The organism is Eubacterium sp. OM08-24 (assembly GCF_003438075.1).
GTDB lineage: Bacteria > Bacillota > Clostridia > Oscillospirales > Acutalibacteraceae > Ruminococcoides.
On sequence record NZ_QSTA01000010.1, the window covers coordinates 11764 to 33163 of the forward strand.

Annotated in this window: 24 protein-coding genes; 1 reads left to right on the forward strand and 23 read right to left on the reverse strand. The window is 37.8% G+C overall.

Going from position 1 to position 21400, the window contains the following annotated elements; genetic code table 11:
• Positions 1-118 precede the first annotated feature (118 nt).
• From DXC23_RS10725 to DXC23_RS10795, 15 genes are all read right to left on the reverse strand, one after another.
• Positions 119-1810 (reverse strand): FAD-dependent oxidoreductase, encoded by a 1692-nt coding sequence (locus tag DXC23_RS10725; protein WP_117706281.1) that lies wholly within the window; start codon positions 1808-1810, stop codon positions 119-121.
• A gap of 1 nt (position 1811) precedes the next feature.
• Positions 1812-2132 carry a rhodanese-like domain-containing protein gene (locus tag DXC23_RS10730; protein WP_117706282.1) on the reverse strand — a complete coding sequence of 107 codons (321 nt, stop codon included), beginning with the start codon at positions 2130-2132 and terminating at the stop codon, positions 1812-1814.
• A 13-nt stretch (positions 2133-2145) separates the two neighbouring features.
• Complete coding sequence (gene trxA / locus DXC23_RS10735; protein WP_005421612.1) at positions 2146-2451, reverse strand: thioredoxin; 306 nt, start codon at positions 2449-2451, stop codon at positions 2146-2148.
• A gap of 92 nt (positions 2452-2543) precedes the next feature.
• The gene (locus DXC23_RS10740) at positions 2544-3290 is read right to left on the reverse strand and encodes a 3-oxoacyl-ACP reductase family protein (protein ID WP_005421611.1); all 747 of its coding nucleotides are present in this window, start codon (positions 3288-3290) and stop codon (positions 2544-2546) included.
• A gap of 153 nt (positions 3291-3443) precedes the next feature.
• The gene (locus DXC23_RS10745; protein ID WP_005339874.1) at positions 3444-3602 is read right to left on the reverse strand and encodes a rubredoxin; all 159 of its coding nucleotides are present in this window, start codon (positions 3600-3602) and stop codon (positions 3444-3446) included.
• Between the two features lie 91 nt (positions 3603-3693).
• Entirely contained in the window at positions 3694-4068 is a 375-nt protein-coding gene (locus DXC23_RS10750) for a desulfoferrodoxin family protein (protein WP_117706284.1), read from the reverse strand.
• A 46-nt stretch (positions 4069-4114) separates the two neighbouring features.
• Positions 4115-5296 carry a rubrerythrin gene (rbr, locus tag DXC23_RS12780; RefSeq protein WP_117706286.1) on the reverse strand — a complete coding sequence of 394 codons (1182 nt, stop codon included), beginning with the start codon at positions 5294-5296 and terminating at the stop codon, positions 4115-4117.
• Entirely contained in the window at positions 5289-5696 is a 408-nt protein-coding gene (locus tag DXC23_RS10760) for a transcriptional repressor (protein WP_055151682.1), read from the reverse strand. Before DXC23_RS10760 ends, rbr begins: the two co-directional genes overlap by 8 nt.
• A gap of 126 nt (positions 5697-5822) precedes the next feature.
• The gene (gene yaaA, locus DXC23_RS10765; protein ID WP_347474800.1) at positions 5823-6473 is read right to left on the reverse strand and encodes a peroxide stress protein YaaA; all 651 of its coding nucleotides are present in this window, start codon (positions 6471-6473) and stop codon (positions 5823-5825) included.
• A 140-nt stretch (positions 6474-6613) separates the two neighbouring features.
• The gene (lexA, locus tag DXC23_RS10770) at positions 6614-7213 is read right to left on the reverse strand and encodes a transcriptional repressor LexA (RefSeq protein WP_024853352.1); all 600 of its coding nucleotides are present in this window, start codon (positions 7211-7213) and stop codon (positions 6614-6616) included.
• Positions 7214-7402: 189 nt separating this feature from the next.
• Positions 7403-8386: a WYL domain-containing transcriptional regulator gene (locus DXC23_RS10775; RefSeq protein ID WP_117706288.1), complete on the reverse strand. Its 984-nt coding sequence runs from the start codon at positions 8384-8386 to the stop codon at positions 7403-7405.
• A 23-nt stretch (positions 8387-8409) separates the two neighbouring features.
• On the reverse strand, positions 8410-8835 hold the full coding sequence (locus DXC23_RS10780) for a hypothetical protein (RefSeq protein WP_117706290.1): 426 nt from the start codon (positions 8833-8835) through the stop codon (positions 8410-8412).
• A 55-nt stretch (positions 8836-8890) separates the two neighbouring features.
• The gene (locus tag DXC23_RS10785) at positions 8891-9595 is read right to left on the reverse strand and encodes a transglutaminase-like domain-containing protein (protein WP_117706292.1); all 705 of its coding nucleotides are present in this window, start codon (positions 9593-9595) and stop codon (positions 8891-8893) included.
• A 64-nt stretch (positions 9596-9659) separates the two neighbouring features.
• Positions 9660-10271 (reverse strand): class I SAM-dependent methyltransferase, encoded by a 612-nt coding sequence (locus tag DXC23_RS10790; protein ID WP_117706294.1) that lies wholly within the window; start codon positions 10269-10271, stop codon positions 9660-9662.
• A gap of 31 nt (positions 10272-10302) precedes the next feature.
• Positions 10303-11829 (reverse strand): DNA methylase, encoded by a 1527-nt coding sequence (locus DXC23_RS10795; protein ID WP_117706296.1) that lies wholly within the window; start codon positions 11827-11829, stop codon positions 10303-10305.
• A 51-nt stretch (positions 11830-11880) separates the two neighbouring features.
• On the opposite strand from DXC23_RS10795, the gene DXC23_RS10800 reads away from it, so the two are divergent.
• Positions 11881-12444, forward strand: a complete 564-nt coding sequence (locus DXC23_RS10800) for a restriction endonuclease subunit S (protein WP_199523077.1) — start codon at positions 11881-11883, stop codon at positions 12442-12444.
• Here the strand turns inward: DXC23_RS10800 and DXC23_RS10805 are convergent.
• The 8 genes from DXC23_RS10805 to DXC23_RS10840 form a co-directional block, all read right to left on the reverse strand.
• A complete protein-coding gene (locus tag DXC23_RS10805; protein ID WP_117706300.1) occupies positions 12423-13007 on the reverse strand; it encodes a restriction endonuclease subunit S in 585 nt (194 codons plus the stop codon). The two genes, DXC23_RS10800 and DXC23_RS10805, sit on opposite strands and share 22 nt — an antisense overlap.
• Positions 13008-13017: 10 nt before the next feature.
• Positions 13018-14001, reverse strand: a complete 984-nt coding sequence (gene xerA, locus DXC23_RS10810; protein ID WP_101069750.1) for a site-specific tyrosine recombinase/integron integrase — start codon at positions 13999-14001, stop codon at positions 13018-13020.
• A 116-nt stretch (positions 14002-14117) separates the two neighbouring features.
• Complete coding sequence (locus DXC23_RS10815) at positions 14118-15383, reverse strand: restriction endonuclease subunit S (protein WP_117706302.1); 1266 nt, start codon at positions 15381-15383, stop codon at positions 14118-14120.
• The gene (locus tag DXC23_RS10820) at positions 15376-17010 is read right to left on the reverse strand and encodes a class I SAM-dependent DNA methyltransferase (protein ID WP_117706305.1); all 1635 of its coding nucleotides are present in this window, start codon (positions 17008-17010) and stop codon (positions 15376-15378) included. The genes DXC23_RS10815 and DXC23_RS10820 overlap by 8 nt, the downstream gene beginning before the upstream one ends.
• Before the next feature lie 11 nt (positions 17011-17021).
• Complete coding sequence (locus DXC23_RS10825) at positions 17022-20207, reverse strand: HsdR family type I site-specific deoxyribonuclease (protein ID WP_199523078.1); 3186 nt, start codon at positions 20205-20207, stop codon at positions 17022-17024.
• A gap of 17 nt (positions 20208-20224) precedes the next feature.
• The gene (locus DXC23_RS10830) at positions 20225-20431 is read right to left on the reverse strand and encodes a helix-turn-helix transcriptional regulator (RefSeq protein WP_101069754.1); all 207 of its coding nucleotides are present in this window, start codon (positions 20429-20431) and stop codon (positions 20225-20227) included.
• A 187-nt stretch (positions 20432-20618) separates the two neighbouring features.
• Positions 20619-20834, reverse strand: coding sequence for a hypothetical protein (locus DXC23_RS10835; RefSeq protein ID WP_002594687.1), 216 nt, complete (start codon positions 20832-20834; stop codon positions 20619-20621).
• Positions 20835-20989: 155 nt separating this feature from the next.
• A complete protein-coding gene (locus DXC23_RS10840; protein WP_117706307.1) occupies positions 20990-21325 on the reverse strand; it encodes a helix-turn-helix transcriptional regulator in 336 nt (111 codons plus the stop codon).
• Positions 21326-21400: the final 75 nt, after the last annotated feature.

The following is a 21400-nucleotide window of genomic DNA, read 5'->3' on the forward strand; positions in this document are numbered from 1 at the left end:
TATTTTTCTATAACATATAAAGAAGAATCCTCCATTTATCAGAATTATGAAAGTCATTCTAATAAATGGGGGATCTTTTTATGCTATAAGAAAATTATAAAAATATCGTGATTATTTTTTAATAATCCATACCACATGCATATGCCCTTTCAATCAGCGCACGGTCATTGACCACTGCATCATAGAAGCGAAATCCGCCAGAGAAATTATACGTTTCATAACCGTTTCCTTCCAGAATACGGCTCGCAATATAACTGCGCAGACCACTCTGGCATATCAGATACACAGGCTTTCCTATCTCAATTTCACTAATTCGTTCTCTCAGTTCATCTACAGGTATGTTTTTGAATCCATCAATATGCCCCATGCTGAATTCACCTACAGTTCTCACATCTAGCAACACCACATCTTTATCTTTAGAAATCTTGTCCATATCTTCCAAATGCCATTGCTTTAATGTCCCTTTTGCAATATTGTCTATCATAAATCCAGCCATGTTTACCGGATCCTTGGCAGAAGAATAAGGTGGTGCATATGCCAGATCCAGATCTTTCAACTGAGTTGCATTCAGCCCCGCATGAATTGCTGTTGCCAGCACATCAATACGTTTATCAACTCCTTCATATCCAATAATCTGAGCGCCAAGCAAACGATAGCTCTCTTTTTCAAAAATCACCTTCATGGTCATCACTTTTCCACCAGGATAGTAACCGGCATGACTCATAGGAGAAAGAATTACTGTATCTACCTCTAATCCTGACTTTTTGGCATTGGTTTCATTGATACCTGTAGTGGCTGCTGTCATATCAAACACTTTTATAACGGAGCTTCCCTGACTACCCAAGTAACGACTATCACCGCCACAAATATTATCAGCGATGATTCTGCCCTGTTTATTGGCTGGTCCTGCCAAAGAGATCAGCGCATCATTACCCGTAACATAATGTTTTACCTGAACTGCATCACCTGCAGCATAAATATCCGGTACAGAGGTTTCCATTCTGTCATTCACTACAATACTTTCCTTGATGCCAAGTTCCAGACCGGCTTCTTTTGCTAATACTGTGTCTGGTGTGACTCCGATTGCCAGAACTACCATATCAGCCTGAAGGGATGGATTATCTTTCAACAGAACCTCCACTCCGTTGTCTTTTTCTTTAAATCCTTCTACTGTATAGCCCAGTACCAGTTTTATCCCATGCTTTCTCATTTCATTATGAATCATGGATGCCATATCCGGGTCAAAAGGATTCATCAGCTGCTTAGGCCGCTGGACAATCGTAACATCCATGCCAAGCTCCATCAAATTTTCTGCCAGTTCCAGACCAATAAAACCGCCACCTGCCAATACAGCCGATTTTGGATGATTCTTATTTATATATTCCTTTATCCGAAAAGTGTCTTCTACAGTACGAAGTGTAAAAAGTTTATCAATACCAACTCCGGGAAGTCTCGGCTGTGTTGGCTTTGCACCTGGAGAGAGGATCAGCTTATCATAGTTTTCTTCAAATATTTCACCGTTTTCTAAATTCTTAACTGAAACAGTTTTACATTCGGGATGTATTGAGATAACTTCATGATGAATTTTCATGTTAATACGGAAGCGTTTAAAAAAACTCTCTGGTGTCTGTAGTGTAAGTTCTTCTGGGTCTGTGATCACGTCTCCAATATAATATGGAAGTCCACAATTTGCATAGGATATGTATCCGGATCTTTCAAACACAGTAATTTCAGCATGCTCATTCAGTCTGCGTATTCTTGCTGCGGCTGTAGCTCCTCCGGCTACACCTCCTACAATTATTACCTTCATCTTATTTTTCCACCTTTCCTGAGTAAGCTGCAATGCCACCGATATTATTTACTTTAGAATATCCCATTCGTTGCAACATCCCAGTTGCCTGACGGCTCCGGGAACCGGAATAACAGTATACAAACAGAGGGATATCCTTATTCTTCGCTACAGAAACAATATTGTCTAGTTGCTGCAACGGCACATTTTTACTTTCTGGTATATGTCCTTCCTGATATTCCTGCGGAGTACGGACATCCAGCAGAACTGCACCAGCAGTCCTTTTATATTCTTCTATGCCTTGATTAATATTCGACTGTTTAAAGAGATCGAAAAATCCCATTAGCACACCCCCCCTAAAGCATTTCTAAAATCGCATTCTTAGGTCTCGCCCCTGAAACCTGCTGTACAATCTTCCCATTCTTCATAACCACTAAAGTTGGAATGCTCATAATACTGAACTTATTTGCCAGTTCAGGCTCTTCATCTACATTAATCTTTCCAACTTTAATATCTCTACGCTCACTTGCAATCTCCTCTACAATAGGTACTACCATACGGCAAGGCGCACACCAAGATGCCCAAAAATCTAAAAGAACGGGTTTATCGGAATTCAGTACTTCGTTCTGAAAATTATTTTTATTGATATTAATAGCAGACATTTTACAGTCCTCCTTATCTTTTTCTTTTTGTAGATTTATTATAGTCTTAATTTCATTTATTTTCCGTGATTACATCACCATACCTCATTAACTTAACTTCTTGCCATACCATCTACACTTAATATAACACCTGTAATGTAACTCGCCTCATCTGAAGCAAGAAACACAAACGCATTGGCAATATCTTCTGGCTGTCCAAGACGACGCAATGGAATTCTTTCAATCATAGGTTCGATAACTTCCTTTGGCACGGCCTTCATCATATCAGTTTCTGTAATCCCAGGTGCAACAGCATTAACACGAATACCTTTAGGTCCTAGTTCTCTTGCTAATGATACAGTCAATCCGTTTACTGCAAACTTCGATGCCGGATAAGCAAACCCACTTGGCTGTCCCGAAATACTCACCATGGAAGAAGTTGAGAGAATGACCCCCTTGCCTCTTGCCACCATACATTCTGCTGCTACACGAGTAGTATTAAATACTCCTTTTACATTTAGATCCATGACTTTATCAAAAGTCTCCTCTGTATAATCCATAAATGAGGTGTTTTCTGAAATCCCTGCATTATTTACCAGTATGTCGACACATCCATATTTTTCAGTTGCCTCTTTAAAAGCCTTTCTGACAGACTCCATGCTTGCCAGATTTGGACTAATTCCAGCAACTATTGCATTGGGATATTTTTCTTTTAATTTATCTACAGCAACATCTGCCGATTCCTGTGAACTTGCTGCCAACACAACTGAAGCACCTTCCTTCAAGAATTTATCAGCTGTAGCAAATCCTATACCACGGCTTCCACCAGTAATGATTGCAACTTTATCTTTTAATCTCATTTAGACTACCTCCTTACTTTGTTTGTAGTTACATTATAAGCAAAAGGTAAACCATTTTCTGTGATATCATCACAAACTATCGCAATAAAAAACCCTGTTGCTCACACGCACCAGGGTTTTTGTTTATTTATCCGTATTTAAATAATCAGAATTTTATTCAACTTCTGAAAACTGATCTTTTCCAACATTACATAATGGGCATTCAAAATCTTCTGGAACGTCCTCCCACTTTGTTCCTGGTGCAATACCACCTTCAGGATAACCTTCCTCTTCATCATATTCCCATCCGCAAACGTCACATACATATTTCATTAGTTTGTTCCTCCTTATAAATATATTAATACACAGCATATATTACTGTTGTATTTGTGTAGTTCTGTAACCTTAATATGTATAAATGCTTTTAGCATTTCCATAATCCATGCAGGTTACAATATGCATATACCTCTTCTACCTGTTCACCATCGCAAAGACAAAAATCTGCTACCGGCTCCTGCCCTGGATTTAACTGTTTTCTGTATATTCCCTGATTTGTATTTAATGTAATCCACTCAATGAAATGCTCTTCAAGCATTGGATGTTTTGTCTCTCCGACCACGACATGAACATGACTGCCTTCTATCGTATATACAGGTACATGCTTCTCGACAGCAGCATCTGTCACTCCGGCTTTTAATTCCTGCATAGATTCTCCGCAACAAATTACAGGTACACCCTTATCCTTTACCTTTTCAACAATGTTTCCACAATGCTTACAAATATAATACCTTACTTTCATGCCTTTTTCTCCTTCCATGTGTAAAATTTATAATTCAATTGTCTCCTTAATAATTCTCTTCATGTACTTCAAAATAGCTCTGTGGATGATTACATACCGGACATACTTCAGGCGCCTTAGTTCCTACCACAATATGTCCACAGTTACGGCATTCCCATACCTTAACTTCGCTCTTTTCAAATACCTGTGAAGTTTCAATATTCTTAAGAAGTGCACGATATCTTTCCTCATGGTGCTTCTCAATCTCACCTACTGCCCTGAATTTTGCTGCAAGCTCAGGGAAACCTTCTTCCTCTGCTGTTTTAGCAAAGCCATCATACATATCTGTCCACTCGTAGTTCTCCCCTTCTGCAGCAGCAGCTAAGTTTTCTTTTGTATCACCAATTCCTGCTAATTCCTTGAACCACATCTTTGCATGTTCTTTCTCATTATCTGCAGTCTTTAAAAACAATGCTGACATCTGCTCGTAACCTTCCTTTTTCGCTACAGAAGCAAAATATGTATACTTATTTCTTGCCTGTGATTCCCCTGCAAATGCCTCCTGTAAATTCTTCTCTGTCTGTGTTCCTGCATATTTGTTTTCTGCCATCTCTTTTACCTCCGTTTTCTTTACTACTTTTTCAAAATCTGATGCCGGGTGCTTGCACAAAGGACATATAAAGTCATCTGGTAATTCCTCTCCTACATATTCATATCCGCAAATTCTGCAACGCCATATTGTCTGACTGTCCTCTGTTTTTCCAACCTCCTGTGGCTTAGGCTTAATATTATTCTGATAATAATCATATGTTACTGAAGGAACATTGCTTAAAACTTCCATATCGGTTATCTCACCGATAAACATCGTATGTGAACCCAAGTCCTCTGTTTTAGTAACTGTCACAGAAATGTATGCATTTGTACCTTCTGTAATATAATAAATACCATTTGTGCCCCTGGCACACTGCTCAAAGGCTTCAAACTTATTAGTATCTCTTCCTGATTGGAAGCCAAAATGTTTGAACAATTCAAATTGTGCCTTCTGACTTAAGACTGATACAGTAAATTTTCCGGTTCTTTGAATCATATCATGCGTATAATTTGCCTTATTTACACAGATACTTAACTGGTTTGGTTCCGAAGCTGCCTGAATAGCTGTATTAATGATGCATCCGTTATCTTTTTCTGCTTCTTTAGCGGTCAATATAAACAGTCCATAACTCAACTTATACATTGCTTTCCTATCCATGCTGTTCCTCCTTTACCTTCTCCCTGCATTTCGGGCAAATGCCTTTAAATGAAATATCATAATCCACAAATTCAATTCCATGAGTGTTATGAATTCTTTCCAGCAAATCCGGTATTTGATCCATATCCACATCAAAAATTTCACCGCACTTTATACATCTTACATGGTAATGATTTTTCAATATAAAATCAAATCGGTTCGGTCCATCCGGAACTTCAACCTTTCTTAATGCACCTTCCTCTACCAATATATCAAGATTTCTATATACAGTTCCTTTTCCAATTGTTGGATATGCTTCTTTTATAAATTCATACACTTCATTTGCCGTAACGTGTCTTCTCATTTCGTATACTGTATTTCTTACAAGATCTTTTTGAATGGTATTTCTCCTACTTGTCATCAGTCCTCCTTGTTAGGATTTATTCTTAATAAGGATTATATACCATCATTATTATATTGTCAACAAAATAGTAATAATTCTCATTGTTATATTAAAGATGCCCATGCTGAGCATCTTTAATATAAATCATTGTTCTATTTTTCGTTCAAAAACATATTCAGTATCTGATGATAAATCAGACCAGAATGAATAACCAAGTCTGTCGAATTTCTTAATATCCTCAGGATTTTCAATACTGTTTTCAGCCATGAACCTAACCATTTCACCATGAGCCATCTTAGCATATGTACCTTTTGTCACCAGTTTATCTCCTGATAACTCACAAAATGTAATCGTAATGTATCTATCCTGTTGTGTCAGATATTTTTCTATACATTTAGAGTATTCTTTTGATGCCAGATTGATTATAACCCTGCTGTTATCAATCACTGAGCGGTACAATAAATCTCCCCAGTACTCATACAGATTTTTTGTTTCTCCTATTCCGACCTTCGCCTGCATTTCCAAACGATAAGGCGTCACACCATCTCTTGGTTTTAACACACCACAAAATGCCGATATTATTCTCAAATGATTTTGTACATACTCGAACTGACTGTCCTCAAACACGGATTGAGCCATATATTGAAAAGCAATTCCATCATATGATAACACAGCTGGAGTAAGAAAATGATAAAGATCCATGTTTTCAAATCTATTGAAGTTCTGTTCTGTAATTTTGTCATTGCATTTCCAGATAGTCTTCGCTGATTTCTTCCAACTCGGCTCTTGACATATAAATACTCAAGTTGTGTCCACCTCCGACTCCACCTTGTCCGGCGGTGCAACTCCTCCGGCAAAGTTCTGTTGTATTTCCGCACTATCCAAATTGATTAGATAGCGAATTCCTTCAAGTGTTCTCATTCGTCTGTCCTCTGTTATAGTTCTTTGATGATGTGACAAGCCACACCCTGAATGCAGCACTCATCTACAATGATGTCTTTCATCTTCTTATTTTCCGGGTGGAGAATGATTTTCTTATTCTCATCATCTCGGAAGTAGCGTTTCAATGTATTCTGATTATCCACAAGGGCAACTACTATATCGCCCTCTTTGGCTTCTACCTGCTTTTTAACAACCACAAGGTCGCCGTCATCAATCCCTGCTTCAATCATAGACTGACCGCTTGCTCTTAATATGAAGAAATCTCCTTTGCCGAAAATAGCAGTAGGAAGTGATACATATTCTTCAATATTTTCTTCCTCATACTGAGGACTGCCACAAGGAATAGAACCTACAATCGGCGTCTGTGTCTGTTCGCCACTGTACTTACGGGTCACATTGGTGCGAATCTCCTGCCCGTCATATTCAATCATATTCTTCTCAGCCATCTCTACCAAGTATTTGTATGCTGTACCTCTGGCAATGCCAACCGCTTCAGCAATCTTTGTAGTCGATGGGGATTGTCTGTTTTGCAGGTAATAATCCTCGATATACTTTTTTATCTCGCTCATAAGTTCAGGACTCTTGCTTCTCATACCTGCACCTCACTTTCTTTTCTATCGGAAGCAGTTTGATTTCGATAGTTTTATTATACCTGATACGAAAAATTTTTCAAGTAGGTTTTTCACAAAAGAAAAGAGGTGTCGCAATTTGCTAACACCTCTCCATTCTTTAATATTGACTTTACGCTTTATGCAGACCGTCTGCACAAATTCAAATCTGCACTATTCGCTTTCCTGCATATCCTCATCAGCTTTTGCAATCATCTCTCTGTACTGTTCCTTCACACTTTCCGGTGCAAGTATCTGTACCTTGCCATTAAAGCCAAACACCCAACCAAAAAAGGTCGGACTGGCTGATACTTCGGTCTGTACTCTGAAAGAAGTCATATCATACGCAAGGGTTGTCACATCTTCCCCGAAACGGTCAACCATTGTTTTCATCAGGCTGTTATCACATCGTAAATCCACAAGGACTTTTTCGCCTGAAAACATAAAGAAAACTTCCTTTGTGTAATTCTCAATATCAAAATCATCAAGCATAGGAATAATATCTTTATCCAATATCTCCGGCTTGGAAGCAATACGGTCTACCCTGAAATTGATGACCTTGCTTTTCTTCTCAGAATATCCGAGAACATAATAATAATCCCAACACCAGAGAAGTTTATACGGACTGAGTTTATAAATCTCGCCCTTATTCTTCAGAACCTTTTTCTTTAATCCGGTATAATCATAATACTGGAAAGAAATCTGTTTGCCTACATTGATGGCGTCGTTTATAGCATCAATGATATAATATATCTGCTCATTATCCGGCTTAATTCGATTGACCACATAGTTATTACGCTTCAGCTTTGCCACCTGCCCCGGACTGGTCATCGTATGTATCTTCTCAATCAGAGTTTCGCTTTTCTTCTTTGTAATGAACTTCGATGACTCTACTGCGTCTATCAGCAATTTCAGTTCCGGCAATTCAAACTTACGACTGGCTACAAAGTATTTGCTCTGAGTAGAGTGGATAGTAACAATATCCATTCCAAACTCCTGAAGTGCTGCAATGTCTTTCGTAACAGTAGTTCTATGTGCTGAAATCCCGTATTCATCAGCCAATATATTGATTAGCTGCGTCGTCGAAAACGGATGTTCCTCGTCCGTTCGTTCCTCTAATATTTTCTTTAAGTATAATATTCTTGGCTTTGTTTCCATTGTTTGTCCTTTCCAAGTTATTACTAATATAATCCTTTGAACATTTCTCCTTGTATCTCACTGATTTGTTCAATCGGGATGACTATTTCATCCTGCATAATCAGGTTGCGTTCAAATTCATCAATCTTTTTTACCATTCCGGAATGCGTGATATATGCTCCTCCGGCTTTTTTATCATCAGGCACAAAATAAGTGATTATCACTTCCTGTTCTGTACCAATATTATCTCTTATCATATTTAACTGGTCATTCAATTTCATAATGACCTCATCGCTCAACTCTAACCGTTCATCCGTTAACCTTGCAGTTTCCTTAATAGCTGCATCGTGTCCTGTAAGTGCCGCAAAAGGAGCAAACTGTGCTGCTCTGTCGTGAAGCGACATACGAGGATGGTTCCTTGATGTCGGATGTGGAAGATTGATTATATCATCATAAGAATGATTGTCCATCTGTTACAGCACCTCCTTTACTCGGCAAACTGGATTTTGCCACTAAGCATTATATTTAAACTTTCGCATCTCTGATTCTCTTAACATTTTTATTCATGAGATGTCTACCGAAATGACGGTATGCAAATGCTTTTACTATCGACATTTCCTGATGATGCTCTGTAAGTAACTCATCTGGTGAATTATATATTCCAAAATCTTGATTGATTCCTTCACTTTGTATATGAGTATTATTTCTTTCAAAATCAATCACTGGATTCTGAAAATCTTTTACCGCCACACCATAACCACAAAATGCACCAGAACATTGGCTATTTATTTTTTGCAGCTTATTCAAATATTTCTTATCTAAAATAAATGCTTCAAGTTCATACCATGTATCATCTAAGTACACTTCAACCCAACTATGAAAAACATTCTGCGGAGCATTTTTATAAACAATTCCTGTCATTGCTCCTTTTTGCAATTGCTTATCTATTGTAAACCCATGCACCCTACATGGTATTTTACATGCCCTAAGCAACGCCATAAATAAAGTACCTTTTGTATTACATTGACCATATCCATCACTTAAAACTTTGGATGCAGATATGCTGTCATCAATATTGTAGCCGAATAAAATCTCATCCCTAACGTATAAATATATGGCTTTAATGCATTCAAACTGCTCCAGATTCTTCCAGCCTCTATTCTCTATTAGTGATTGAATTCTGGAATCATTAAAATCTAGCATATGGGTTTCTTTTAATAACTCTTTCAACCTTTTCCTCCACGCAAATTTCAATTCACATTAAATTTTTGAATTCTACAAATTGTATATTTATCTATTTTGTTGCCACAATACAAAGCCAATGCTTTTTGGCATCTGCATATGGTTTGATTTCCATAAAACCTGCTTCTTTTAAAGCGGTGACAAGTTGATCACAATTATAAATCTTCATGCCATCAATTATCTTTGTCCATTTATCGTCTGAGGCATTCATTCCGTCGCTCTCGTTACAAATTAGGAAGGTTCCTCCGTCTTTCAGAACACGATTTACCTCAGAAAAGCATTTTTTCAATTCTGGCCAGAAGTAAACCGTCTCAAAAGCTGAGACATAATCAAATTTTGCATCTGGAAATGGGATGGCAGATACATCTCCCTGAATGACCTTGCATTTTTCCTGTTGAATAGCGGCAGCGTTCAATTTTCGAGATTCTGACACACTAACCTCCGAATAATCCAATCCTGTCACATGGCCATTCCTGCATTTGCTCAGCCAGACCGCAATGTTTGCACCACCTCCGCAGCCAACATCCAGCACCTCAGCGTCCGGATTTACAGAGATATTCGAGAACCCCCATTGTGATAGCCTGGAGTGGCCGCTGTTCATCATCTTTGTCATCAATTTTCCACCGAATCCTTGTGGCTTACGAGTATTTTCAAAAAAGCTCATTGAAATATTCCTCCTTCATATTTAGATTTGTTTAAGCCTTATGACCGCCGATTTGCTCGTTTCGGTCTTTGGCGGTTGCACCTTCTTCAAGGTTCATTCCTTTTAACACAGCATTCTTACCAAACTTCTTTTTGATACTAAGCATTGCTTCTTGCATACGCCTTTCCCGTTCCAATTTTTCTTCTTCCTCCGCTTGCTTCTTCTTCAGTGCTTCGTAATCGGTAAACAGGTCAAGCTGCTGATATTCATCTTCCTGTTTGACAGAATTTTCATCTACAAGTTTATTTGCTGTTATTGTTATCCTGCGGACAAGTAAATTCTCGTCAACTATTCTGTCGTATAAATCCATCACAGCATTGGTAATCAATCGAGTAGAGGACGTCTTTTTCTTCAGATTTGCTGTTCCGTGTGCGTGCTTTGGAACTTTGCGTCCATATCGGTCAATCGTAATCTCGCCTTTGTATTGATTTTTTAGGTTCGAATTACTTAAATTTTCAATATCATAGCCGATTGTCAACACAAGTTGGTCAGTTACAACTCCTTTATCCACCAAATCAAGCACCATTTGGTCGGTCATTTCTTTTACAATCAACTTTGCCTTTTCATAATCATAAGGGCAATGCAACACCTGACCGGAAGATACACTGTTTGTTTCTGGCTTATATGCTTTGACCTGCTCCATTGTACAAGGCTCATATCCCCAAGCGTGGTCTATGAGCAGTTCCGCATTGATACCGAACAGCTTGTACAGCAATTCCTCGTTATACAGTTCATTCGGCTTTCCGATAGAACATCTTGCAATATCGCCCATTGTATAAAGTCCGTGTTCCTCTAACTTCTTCGCATAACCATTTCCGACTCTCCAGAAATCGGTTATCGGGCGATGACTCCATAGTTTCTTACGGTATGACATTTCATCAAGTTCAGCAATACGCACACCGTTCTTATCTGGCTCGATATGCTTTGCCACAATATCCATCGCAATCTTGCAGAGATACATATTCGTACCGATTCCTGCGGTTGCAGTTATACCAGTTGTTTTCAAGACATCCTGTATCATCGTCATAGCAAGTTCTCTTGCAGTCATACGATAGGTTTTCAGATAATCAGTCACATCCATAAACACTTCGTCGATTGAATAAGGAAATATATCCTCTGGTGCAACGTATTTGAGATAAACATTATAAATTCTTGTGCTATACTCCATATAATATGCCATACGAGGAGGAGCAACGATATAATCTATCTCCAATGTAGGATTTGCATCCAACTCTGCCTTGTCATCGGAAGAACCGGTAAATGTTCTGTTCGGTGCTTTCCATCTGCGGTTGTTATTTGCTTCCGTGACCTTTTGAACAACTTCAAACAATCTTGGTCTACCGGGTATCCCATAACTTTTTAATGACGGAGATACCGCAAGGCAGATAGTTTTCTCTGTCCTGCTTTTATCCGCAACCACAAGATTTGTAGTCAATGGGTCGCGATTTCGTTCCTTACATTCCACAGAAGCGTAGAATGATTTCAGGTCGATTGCGATATAGGTCTTTTGCTTTGCCATCATTCTATGCTCCTTTCTGTGATTTCCGTTCTAAACGATAATTTAGCTTCAATGGCTTACGACATTTATATGCACACATTTTTCTCCAAAAAGCCTAATGGTAAGCTAAAAGATATACTCATAGAAGCAGATAAATCATCTGTTCAGGTAGGCGAAGCAAAGCAATCTACCGGAGAATATCCGTTTTTTACAAGTGGCTCGGCTATTTTGAAATGGGATATACCATTTATAAATGGACGAAATTGCTTTTTGAATACCGGAGGTAATGCCGATGTCAAATTCTATGTTGGCGAAGCAGCTTATTCCACGGATACTTGGTGTATTTCTACCAATAACAATATGTCAGATTATTTGTATCTGCTTTTGGTATCAATAAAGCCTGAACTTAACCAAAAATTCTTTCAAGGAACAGGATTAAAGCATTTACAAAAACCATTATTGAAAGACCGACCTATTTATATTCCGGATTTTGAGAAACTCAAAACCTTTAATGAGCAGGTAAATCCTATGTTCAATATTATTTCTGAGAATACGAGAGAAAATCAGGCACTGATTACACTCCGTGACTGGCTTCTGCCTATGTTAATGAACGGTCAAGCCACCATTAGTGACTGATACGGTAAATTATCGTTTATCTTACTATTCATTAAAATTTTTTCATCAATCGCTGATAATAATTCAACCATTTTATCTTGTGCTATTTTATCAGGCACCTTAAAATCAAGGGATGTTAGATAATCAATATTTATATTATCCTGTGTACTTCCTGAAGCTGCATTCTGTATTGAATTTCTGATAAAATCAAATACATAATACATAAATTTTTCAGATGAAACTTCTTTATAAGCCTTAAAACCAACTACACTATCCGGAAAACACATAGGATAAGCAAGTAATGCTGTTTCTGCGATGTTAGCCGCAATCGTAATGCACAAAGTCTCTGCATCCCATAATTTGCTTTGTTGTAACCCAAATTCCCCGTATTCTTGAGTGTGATGCGTAATATATAGGTTTGCTTCTTTAATTTCACCTGTTTGTACTAATGGATACCCGCCACCCTCAAACAAGTTCTTGTCGTTCCTTGGACGGTGTGTTGATTTTCCTCTTGCAAATTCACCTAAATCAGAAAGTTTCATAGTTTTCCAATTTTTATTATATTTACTTTCGTTGTAAACCATCCTTTTCTCCTTATCCGATATATTTCCTATGTGCAATTTTTACATTGCTTTGTTTTACCATTGCATACTGCAAGGTCGTATCTATCTTCCTATGCCCCAAGAGCTGTTGCAGTTGCTCAATGGGCATTCCTTTGTCTATTGCCATAGTTGCAAGGGTACGCCTGAACTTGTGTGGGTGTACCTTGTGCAATCCTAATTGCTTTCCAAATTCTCTGAGCCTTGTTTCTATACCGCCGATTTTTAGCCTTTCGTGCGGTGCTTTCAGCGATACAAAAAGTGCCGGGTTATCATCGGTTCTGCTGTTTAAGTAATTCTGTAAGTGTATCTTTGTCCTTGCGTCAAAATAGACCACTCGTTCTTTGTTGCCTTTACCGAACACGATACATTCTCGCTCGTTAAAATCAATATCATTTCTGTTGAGCAACACCATTTCTCCGACACGCATACCCGTTGAAGCCAGCATATCAATCATTGCCAAATCTCTCGGCTCGGTGCAGTTATCTCTCATAAGCTCCAACGCTTCATCGGAGTATGTTTCTTTAATGTTCGTGCCGGTTTTGACCTTATGTATTCGCCTGACAGGACTTTTCAATATATAGTCCTCGTCCTCAAGCCACGAAAAGAAGCTTGAAAGGATACGGCGGATATTATCAATCGTAACCTTGCTTGATTTTTTCTTTTCCTGATACTCGGTCAGGTATCGCCTTATGTCGTCAGTTTCAATGTGCTTTACGCTTTTGCCGACGGTTGCAATCATCATTTCGATAGTTGCTTTGTAGTATTTAAGAGATTTCTCGGAACAGCCCTCAATTCGCTTTGCCGACAGGAACAGCTCCATATAGTCCTGCTCCGAGATTTCTTTTTCACTTTCATTTTTTGTTACCTCATAATCAAAAAGTGTATGTTGCAATACCTCTTGCAAGCGTTCTGTCTGTGCGTTATTCAAGAAAGGTAACATAGCCTGAACAACATCTGTAATTAAATTTTGTTTCATTAGTCAATTCTCCTTTTATTTAACTTAGAGAACGACTACGGAGTGGGTAGTCCCCTGATTTAACTCTCGCCACCCACAAGAGTTATGGGATGTATGTTAAACGATAATTTACCGTATCAGTCACTAATGGTGGCTTGACCGTTCATTAGCATAGGTAAAAGCCAGTCACGGAGTTTCAATAATTGTGTATTTTCTTGCATATTACTATGAATAAGCTCCAAAGATTGCGAAACAATTTGATTAAACTCTCGCAACAATGATTGTGGTGGAATAGGAACAGTCAAGTTACTTAGTGTATCTTGACTCACATTCTGCAAAATTGAACCTCCTGTTTTGGTAGCGGCACTACCTTCTAACTGTTTCAGGTAGAACATTAAGTAATATTTATATATATCATCACAAGGAGTACAGCAGATAATAAATCCACAAAAAATAATATTGCTACTTGGTTTTTGCAGGATTCTTGTAGCTCCCGGTATACCACTTCGTGCGACGATAATACTGTTCTCAGACACACAGTACTTATTGCCTTGTTTTTGTGGAAGACTTATTTCATCCAAGTCATTTTCATTTAATATGAGGTCGGAGGAAGATATATTTCGTACATTTATTATTCTATATATTTTGTCTCCTTCAACACTCTTATCATAGTTGATACCGTTGCGAAGAGAACATAACTCGCCAAATGATTTTATCTCCCAACCAGCTGGAATCTTACGTTTGATTTTATCATTCCATATCATCAGTCCTCCATCAGCCTTATACTGATGTTTGTCGTTATGAGGAAAATCAAACTGATTAAACCAATAATTATAAATATCTTTGAGTTGGTATGCTAAATTATCGTTTATCGCATTATTCAAATTCACTTTTTTCTCTATATCATACAAACATTTGCCAATTTTCCTTTGAGTAGTAATATCCGGTAAGAATACTTCAACATCATAAACATCATCGGGTGATATATTCCTTTGCCTTGTCCCGCTGGCTCTGTATTCAAGTTGGTCTTTCACTAAATTCGTAGCCAATAAATAATGAAGATAATATTTATCCGCCTTGTCATCAACAGGAACAACCTTTCCAACACGCTGATTAAGTACAAAAGTTATTCCTTGCATTTTAGGTACAAATGCAGTATTTCCAAATAATCCAACAACCTGTTCTGTGAGCGGCATAATTAAATCGTCCTCTTTCAAGATAAAGTCATTTGGAAATGAAGCCCCATAAAATGTTGTCTTATCTTTGTTGAATTGGAAGTTATTTGTTGATGAAATATTCGCAAGTGTGACAAGTGCATACTCGCTCTCGTCAACATAGTTTTCACTCTTGAACGCAAATCCGTGTTTAATTTTTAGTATTTCTCCCAGCTTAACTTTATTCATACTTCACCTTCTTCAACTGCTCCATAATCTCTGTTTTCAGTTTGTCTCCCTCTGTGAAATATTCCTGCAACTTGTCTGCATATGCTGTCATACGAGCATTAAATTCGTCCTGCGATAATTCCACATATTCGATTTTTACATCAAAATACTGTCCGGCAGAAAGGGAATACTTCTTTTCCTTGATTTCATCATAAGTGACTGCAACAGAGAAATCATCAACAGCTTCTTTATTAAGGAAAGTATCTACGATTTTATCAATTTCAAAATCACGAAGTCTGCGTTTCTGATTGTTTCCGTCTTTGTATTCCTCGCCAAGTTTTGAAGCGTCTATCAGCACAACTTTTTCTGTTTCTTTGGAATTATCAAAGAACAGGACAGACACATTCGTACCGGTATTTGCAAATACATTTGATGGCATACTGATACAGCCATACACGATATGTTCATCTACAATATGCTGTAATATCTTCTTTTCGACACCGGATTTCGCTGTTACAAAACCGGTAGGTACAACAATCGCACCTTTTCCTTTTGCTTTAAGGGAATTAAGAACGTGCTGAATAAAAAGGGTGTAAATCGCCATACTCTCTTTTTTCTTCGCTGGAACTTTCGGAACACCAGCCCAAAAGCGAACTGGCATTGCAGCAATTCGCTCTCTTGTATCTGAAAAGTCCATTTTGAACGGAGGGTTGGATACTACATAGTCAAAAGTTCTGAGTTCTGTACCGTTGTCGCTCTTGTGATACGGAGCAACAAGCGTATCTCCCTGAATAGCGTGGTCAAGAGAAGATACCAGACCATTCAGAATAAGATTAAGTTTTAACATCTTATTGCTTCGCTGTGAAATATCTTGTGCAAAAATCGTACACTTATCTTCTCCAATTTGATGAGCAAGAGCCATCAAAAGTGTTCCTGTTCCTGCCGATGGGTCGTAACATTCTATATTGTGCAAATCAGTTGCTTTACCAACAAGTAATCTTGCCATAATCGTTGCGATAGCGTGTGGAGTATAATACTCTGCATACTTTCCGCCGCCTGCGGTATTATAGTCTTTAATCAAATATTCAAATATATCTGCAAAGAAATCGTAATGCTGCTCAAATGCTTCCTCAAAAGAGAAATTAACAAGCTTATCTACCAATGCACGGGCAAACGGTGCTCTTGCAGCATCATCAGTTACATACTGCGTCAGTTTTTCAAAAAGCGGAATCTTTGTATTCTGAGCAGTTTGCGTAGAAAATATATCTATATTCTTATCCGCTATGTCTGTCATTGTGCTGTCAAAAATCAGGTCGAAATCACCCTTTGCCTGCTGATTCCAAAGATTTGCAATCAAATGTTCCGGATATAAGCGTGGAATATCCGATGATAATGTATCAAAAATATCAAGCCTGTCATCTTCTGGCATTTCAGCATAAGTAAGTTCCCACTTTTCCGCATTCTTTAAAGCAGGACTTACTTTTTTTACTTCATATCCGAATTTATCATTCAAAAATTTATAAAGGAAAACCTGTGTAATAATCTTGTATTCATTACCGTCGTTTCCCATACCATAAGTCTGACAGGTCGCTTTTAATGCGTCTATCAGCTCTACGGTTTTTTCTTTTATCGTTTTTGTTTCTGCCATCGTGTTCTCCTCTATGCAACTGAATAAGTTTGATTATACTGGTCGAGATACTGCTTCGTTATTCTACTTTGAATAAATTTTCTGTCATCACGAGCACTCGCTATACCAAGCCTATCAATGCCTAATTTGATTTGTGTCATAACCGTTTGTTCAAAATATGCGTCTTTCTTCAATATATCATTTCGGTCGTATACCTTTTGGTCTATATCAGTCTTAATAGACTTCAAAACATCCATAATTGATGCGTCATATTCCGAAACAATCGGTTGTTTATTAGCTGCTTTACGAGCAAGATTTTCTTCTCGGATTCTCTTATGAACTCTTGCAAATTTTGCGTCGCCATTATATTTACGGAGCAATACATTATTCTTTTTCTGAAGCTCATCCAATTTTTTAAGAATTTCCTCCAGTTCTTTTCCTTGTTCCTCAATCTCAGTTATACTTTTCGGTTCAAATCCGTGTTCCTTAAAGCGAAGCAAAAATGCTTCCTGCAATGTAATAAATTCTGGGTCGTCCGGGTCAATATTCTGAGTAAAAGCACGAACTGTCTTTCTGTATTTCTCAGTAACATTTTCTTTGCCACCGACAATTTTTAATTCTTCTTCGCTGATTTTACTGAAGTTGAAAGTAATATCTTCCATAGCTTCATTTACAAGCAGTTTTGTTGTATCGTCGCTTGCAAAGAGTTCCTTTTGATTTATATTGTCGATATGGTGCTGAACTTCTGAAATAAGAGAAGGCAACTTTGTCAGTTCCATTCTTGCAAAAGTTTCTTTCAGCTCATCATCGCCAAAAGTTCTTACCAAATTGCAACAATCACGAGCCGCAATCAAAATCTTTTTAAGTTTCAGCAGTTCTTGCTTATCCTCAATCGTGGATATTTCGGTACTAAACGCTTCTGCATTATCGGTCGTGTAATTGAAAAGAACCTGCTGCACTTCCTGCATTTGCTGAATAAGTTCCTGCGGGTCTTCAATAACCTGTTTAAACGTATCCACTTCATTACCTTTTCCAACTTCATTTGGGTCGTTGAAGCGATTAAGTTCTTTCAAATAGGCTGCATTGGTTTCATCAAAATTACGCTTAATATCAGCAAAATCAATCACATATCCGTAGTGGTTATCCTTATATGGTCTATTCACTCTTGTGATTGCCTGCAAAAGATTGTGGTCCTTTAACTTTCTTCCAAAATACAGTCTTTTCAATCTTGGTGCGTCAAATCCGGTAAGCAGCATATTAAAGACAATAAGAATATCTACCGTCATATTTTTCTTGAAGTTATTGACAATAGTATCTCTCGTATCTTTATCATCACTGTCATACAGAATGAGCCCTGCTTTTAGATTACTCTTTAAGGAAGCAGTCCTATTAAGTTCATTTTGGATTTCATCAAAATAAGCAAATAATTTTCTTGCCTGTTCACTTGTTTCGCATATAATCATTCCGCCCAGAGTATTATCTCCCTGAATTTGTCTAAATCTCTTCAAATCAGTGATGATATACCGGAGCAGTTCCTTGACATAATTATCGTGTTCTACAATCTGGTTTTTCTTAACATCTTTCTTTTCAACTAATGTTTCGAGTTTCTCATAGATTTCAGAAAGACGCTCTTTATACTGAGTTTCTATGTCTTCTCGGATAATTTTCAATGTGTATCCATCTAAAATAGATTTATCATAATAATAAGTGTGAAGATAGTTTCCGAATACTCTCCACGACTCTCGTTCCTCCTTCAATAAAGGAGTTCCTGTCAACGCAATCTTAATGGCATTTTTGTCTGCGTCCAGAAGATTTGCCAAGAATGAACCTTCCGGCTTATATCCTCTGTGTGCTTCATCTATAATAAAAACTCTCTGCAAGTTTGTTGCATATGCCGGCAAATCAACCTTTTCTCTATCTTCTTCAAATCGTTGAATATTAACGACCGTTATTTCCGGCTTTCCTGAGTTTCCCTCCTGTGCCTGATTAGTGCGGAATTGTTCCATAAGTTCAGCTCGGGAATTTGCAGTTTTAACAACCAAACCACGAGCTTCAAACTCATCAGATGCCTGTTTCAGCAAATCCAGTCGGTCAACAATAAAATAGAACTTCGCCACCTTGTCGTGCTTGCTGAAGTAATCTGAGAGAACATATGTGAGATTATAAGACAAAGCAGTTTTTCCGCTTCCCTGTGTATGCCATATCACACCGGAAGTTACACCTTTATCAATTTTTTGTCTGACAATCAAAGCAGCAAACATCTGCTGATAACGCATTATATGTTTTTGGTCTGTAACCTCAATCTTTCCGTCAATCTCTTTTTGAAAACGAACATAAGTAATGCCGTACTTCAAAATAAACAGTAGCCTTTCGGGGCTGCACATAGAAGTAAGTACACGATTCGTCGGTGTATATGTATCCAAATTTGTCTGATACTCAGGCGTATTATGGATAACCTGACAGTTGAAATCAGATAAAATCTTTCTTTCTACTTCTCTATCTATATCCTTATATGGAAAATCTCGATTATATGGAGCAATTTCTAAATTAGTTGGATTTTCTTCTCTGAAGCAATTAAATGGTGCAGATTGTCTCGCTGTTGTACAGTAAAACGCACCCTGAACAGGAACAATGCCGCCCATTGTGTCATATTCCATATTATTTGAGAAAATCATCAACTGCGTAATGTTCAAAAATCTCCTAAACTTCTTGTTCGGAAATCTCTGATTATTCATTCTCTTGCTTTCTGCAACCATTCCACCGTGATTGTTCGGCTTCTTAACTTCTACAAAAACAAGTGGTAATCCGTTTATAAACAAAGTTATATCCGGTCTGAATTCATCTTGGTCACGCTTACAGGTAAATTCAGCAGTAAAATGATATGTATTATTCTTAGGATTTTCAAAATCCACCAATCTGATTGGCGAAACTGAAGAAAGTCGTTTATAAAAGCTGTGTCCGAGGTCGTCGTTATCCAGTTCCTGCCTTATCGTTTTCAAAACCTGTTCTGCTTCTCCCTTATGTTCGGGATTGAGTTTAACAAATTGTTCCTTGAAAACATTGATTAAGATATTCGTATCCGGATCATAAATAGTCCCAGCCATATCTTCGGTTATCTTTCCAAAATAGGTGTATCCAATTCTTGTGAGATGAACCATTGCCGGCATTTGCACACGAGTAGCCTCGTTAAACATATTACGCTTACCATTGCCTGCCATATCCAGACCTCCTTAATTCACTCATCCAAAATAACTTCGCATATATCCCCAATATCGCAATGAAATACTTTGCAAATTCTCATAAGCACATCAAGGGATACTGTTTCATTCTTATTCAATTTTGTTGCAACAGACGATGAAATCTCCGCAGCACGCATTAAATCTTGTCTTTTCATTTGATTATCAATCATAAGTTTTTGAAGTTTGTTGTAGCTTATTCTCATCTGTAACGCTCCTTCGTATTCTCCGTTTCTTTTGGTTACAGTTACTCATTTGATATTATACTATGAACAATCTATTTTTTCAAGATATAGAGATTCATTTGCAACTTCTACCCATTGAGGTGTCACTTTTTACGAACACCTAATACAACTCTTTTAAAGAATAATAAAAAAGAGATGCCGAAGCACCTCAATTATACATTCTATTATTAACGTTCAATGCAATCATTGCTATGACCTTTTCTATCGGCGGCTCTTTTCCGTCCGGTGCAACTGCTTTCCAGAAAGCTATTGCTTCCGGTTCAGCACTTTTCATTGCTTCCCGAATAGCAAACTGCATTTCCTCCTTTACTGCTTTTTCGGTTGTTCCATTTTCTTTCGCTATTTGTCTGAAAATGTCGTTCACTTCTACTTCCTCCTATGTCTATTAGTATGTGTCTATCACTGACAGTTGTTGTTATAGCATATTCTCTCTGTCGAAGTCTCGAAAAATTTGTCGATAGCAGAAATTTTTTATACTGAAAAAAAGAAAGCTCGTCGATTAGGACGAACTTCTGTATTTTATGGAAGTATTTGCTTTGACTGCTTCACAAGTGTATCTATGACTTCATAAATTCTGTTTCTATCTTCAGGAGCAAGTTTTTCAAGCTTTTCATTCAGCATAGAGTTCTTGACTGTGTATCCCGTTTCCAAGACATCTGTAAGAATCATATCCGATGATACACCTAAAGCATTTACTATCTTTATGAAAGTTTCGAGTGACGGAATTTTCTCTCCACGCTCAACCATACCAATATAATTTGTTGTCAAATCTGTTTTCTCAGCCAAATCTTCTTGGCGTAATTTTTTCATCAGTCGATATTTTCTGATGTTCTTGCCGATTGTAGCGAGTTTCATCTCATCACCCCCTTGGTGTGTTTCTATCACTAATAGTATAGATTGTGTTCAGTCAAACATATACACACTATTTGG

Excerpts from the sequence above, each read along its gene's own strand:
- DXC23_RS10725 (WP_117706281.1), bottom strand. The coding sequence starts at position 1,810 with ATGAAGGTAATAATTGTAGGAGGTGTAGCCGGAGGAGCTACAGCCGCA.
- lexA (WP_024853352.1), bottom strand. The coding sequence starts at position 7,213 with ATGAGAAGCAAGAGTCCTGAACTTATGAGCGAGATAAAAAAGTATATC.
- DXC23_RS10775 (WP_117706288.1), bottom strand. The coding sequence starts at position 8,386 with ATGGAAACAAAGCCAAGAATATTATACTTAAAGAAAATATTAGAGGAA.
- DXC23_RS10840 (WP_117706307.1), bottom strand. The coding sequence starts at position 21,325 with ATGAAACTCGCTACAATCGGCAAGAACATCAGAAAATATCGACTGATG.
- DXC23_RS10825 (WP_199523078.1), bottom strand. The coding sequence starts at position 20,207 with ATGGCAGGCAATGGTAAGCGTAATATGTTTAACGAGGCTACTCGTGTG.
- DXC23_RS10805 (WP_117706300.1), bottom strand. The coding sequence starts at position 13,007 with ATGGTTTACAACGAAAGTAAATATAATAAAAATTGGAAAACTATGAAA.
- DXC23_RS10780 (WP_117706290.1), bottom strand. The coding sequence starts at position 8,835 with ATGGACAATCATTCTTATGATGATATAATCAATCTTCCACATCCGACA.
- DXC23_RS10830 (WP_101069754.1), bottom strand. The coding sequence starts at position 20,431 with ATGAGAATAAGCTACAACAAACTTCAAAAACTTATGATTGATAATCAA.
- rbr (WP_117706286.1), bottom strand. The coding sequence starts at position 5,296 with ATGGATAGGAAAGCAATGTATAAGTTGAGTTATGGACTGTTTATATTG.
- DXC23_RS10760 (WP_055151682.1), bottom strand. The coding sequence starts at position 5,696 with ATGACAAGTAGGAGAAATACCATTCAAAAAGATCTTGTAAGAAATACA.
- DXC23_RS10815 (WP_117706302.1), bottom strand. The coding sequence starts at position 15,383 with ATGAATAAAGTTAAGCTGGGAGAAATACTAAAAATTAAACACGGATTT.
- DXC23_RS10790 (WP_117706294.1), bottom strand. The coding sequence starts at position 10,271 with ATGAGCTTTTTTGAAAATACTCGTAAGCCACAAGGATTCGGTGGAAAA.
- DXC23_RS10795 (WP_117706296.1), bottom strand. The coding sequence starts at position 11,829 with ATGGCAAAGCAAAAGACCTATATCGCAATCGACCTGAAATCATTCTAC.
- DXC23_RS10750 (WP_117706284.1), bottom strand. The coding sequence starts at position 4,068 with ATGAAAGTAAGGTATTATATTTGTAAGCATTGTGGAAACATTGTTGAA.
- DXC23_RS10740 (WP_005421611.1), bottom strand. The coding sequence starts at position 3,290 with ATGAGATTAAAAGATAAAGTTGCAATCATTACTGGTGGAAGCCGTGGT.
- DXC23_RS10800 (WP_199523077.1), top strand. The coding sequence starts at position 11,881 with ATGGCTTACGACATTTATATGCACACATTTTTCTCCAAAAAGCCTAAT.
- DXC23_RS10745 (WP_005339874.1), bottom strand. The coding sequence starts at position 3,602 with ATGAAATATGTATGTGACGTTTGCGGATGGGAATATGATGAAGAGGAA.
- trxA (WP_005421612.1), bottom strand. The coding sequence starts at position 2,451 with ATGTCTGCTATTAATATCAATAAAAATAATTTTCAGAACGAAGTACTG.
- DXC23_RS10820 (WP_117706305.1), bottom strand. The coding sequence starts at position 17,010 with ATGGCAGAAACAAAAACGATAAAAGAAAAAACCGTAGAGCTGATAGAC.
- DXC23_RS10730 (WP_117706282.1), bottom strand. The coding sequence starts at position 2,132 with ATGGGATTTTTCGATCTCTTTAAACAGTCGAATATTAATCAAGGCATA.
- xerA (WP_101069750.1), bottom strand. The coding sequence starts at position 14,001 with ATGAAACAAAATTTAATTACAGATGTTGTTCAGGCTATGTTACCTTTC.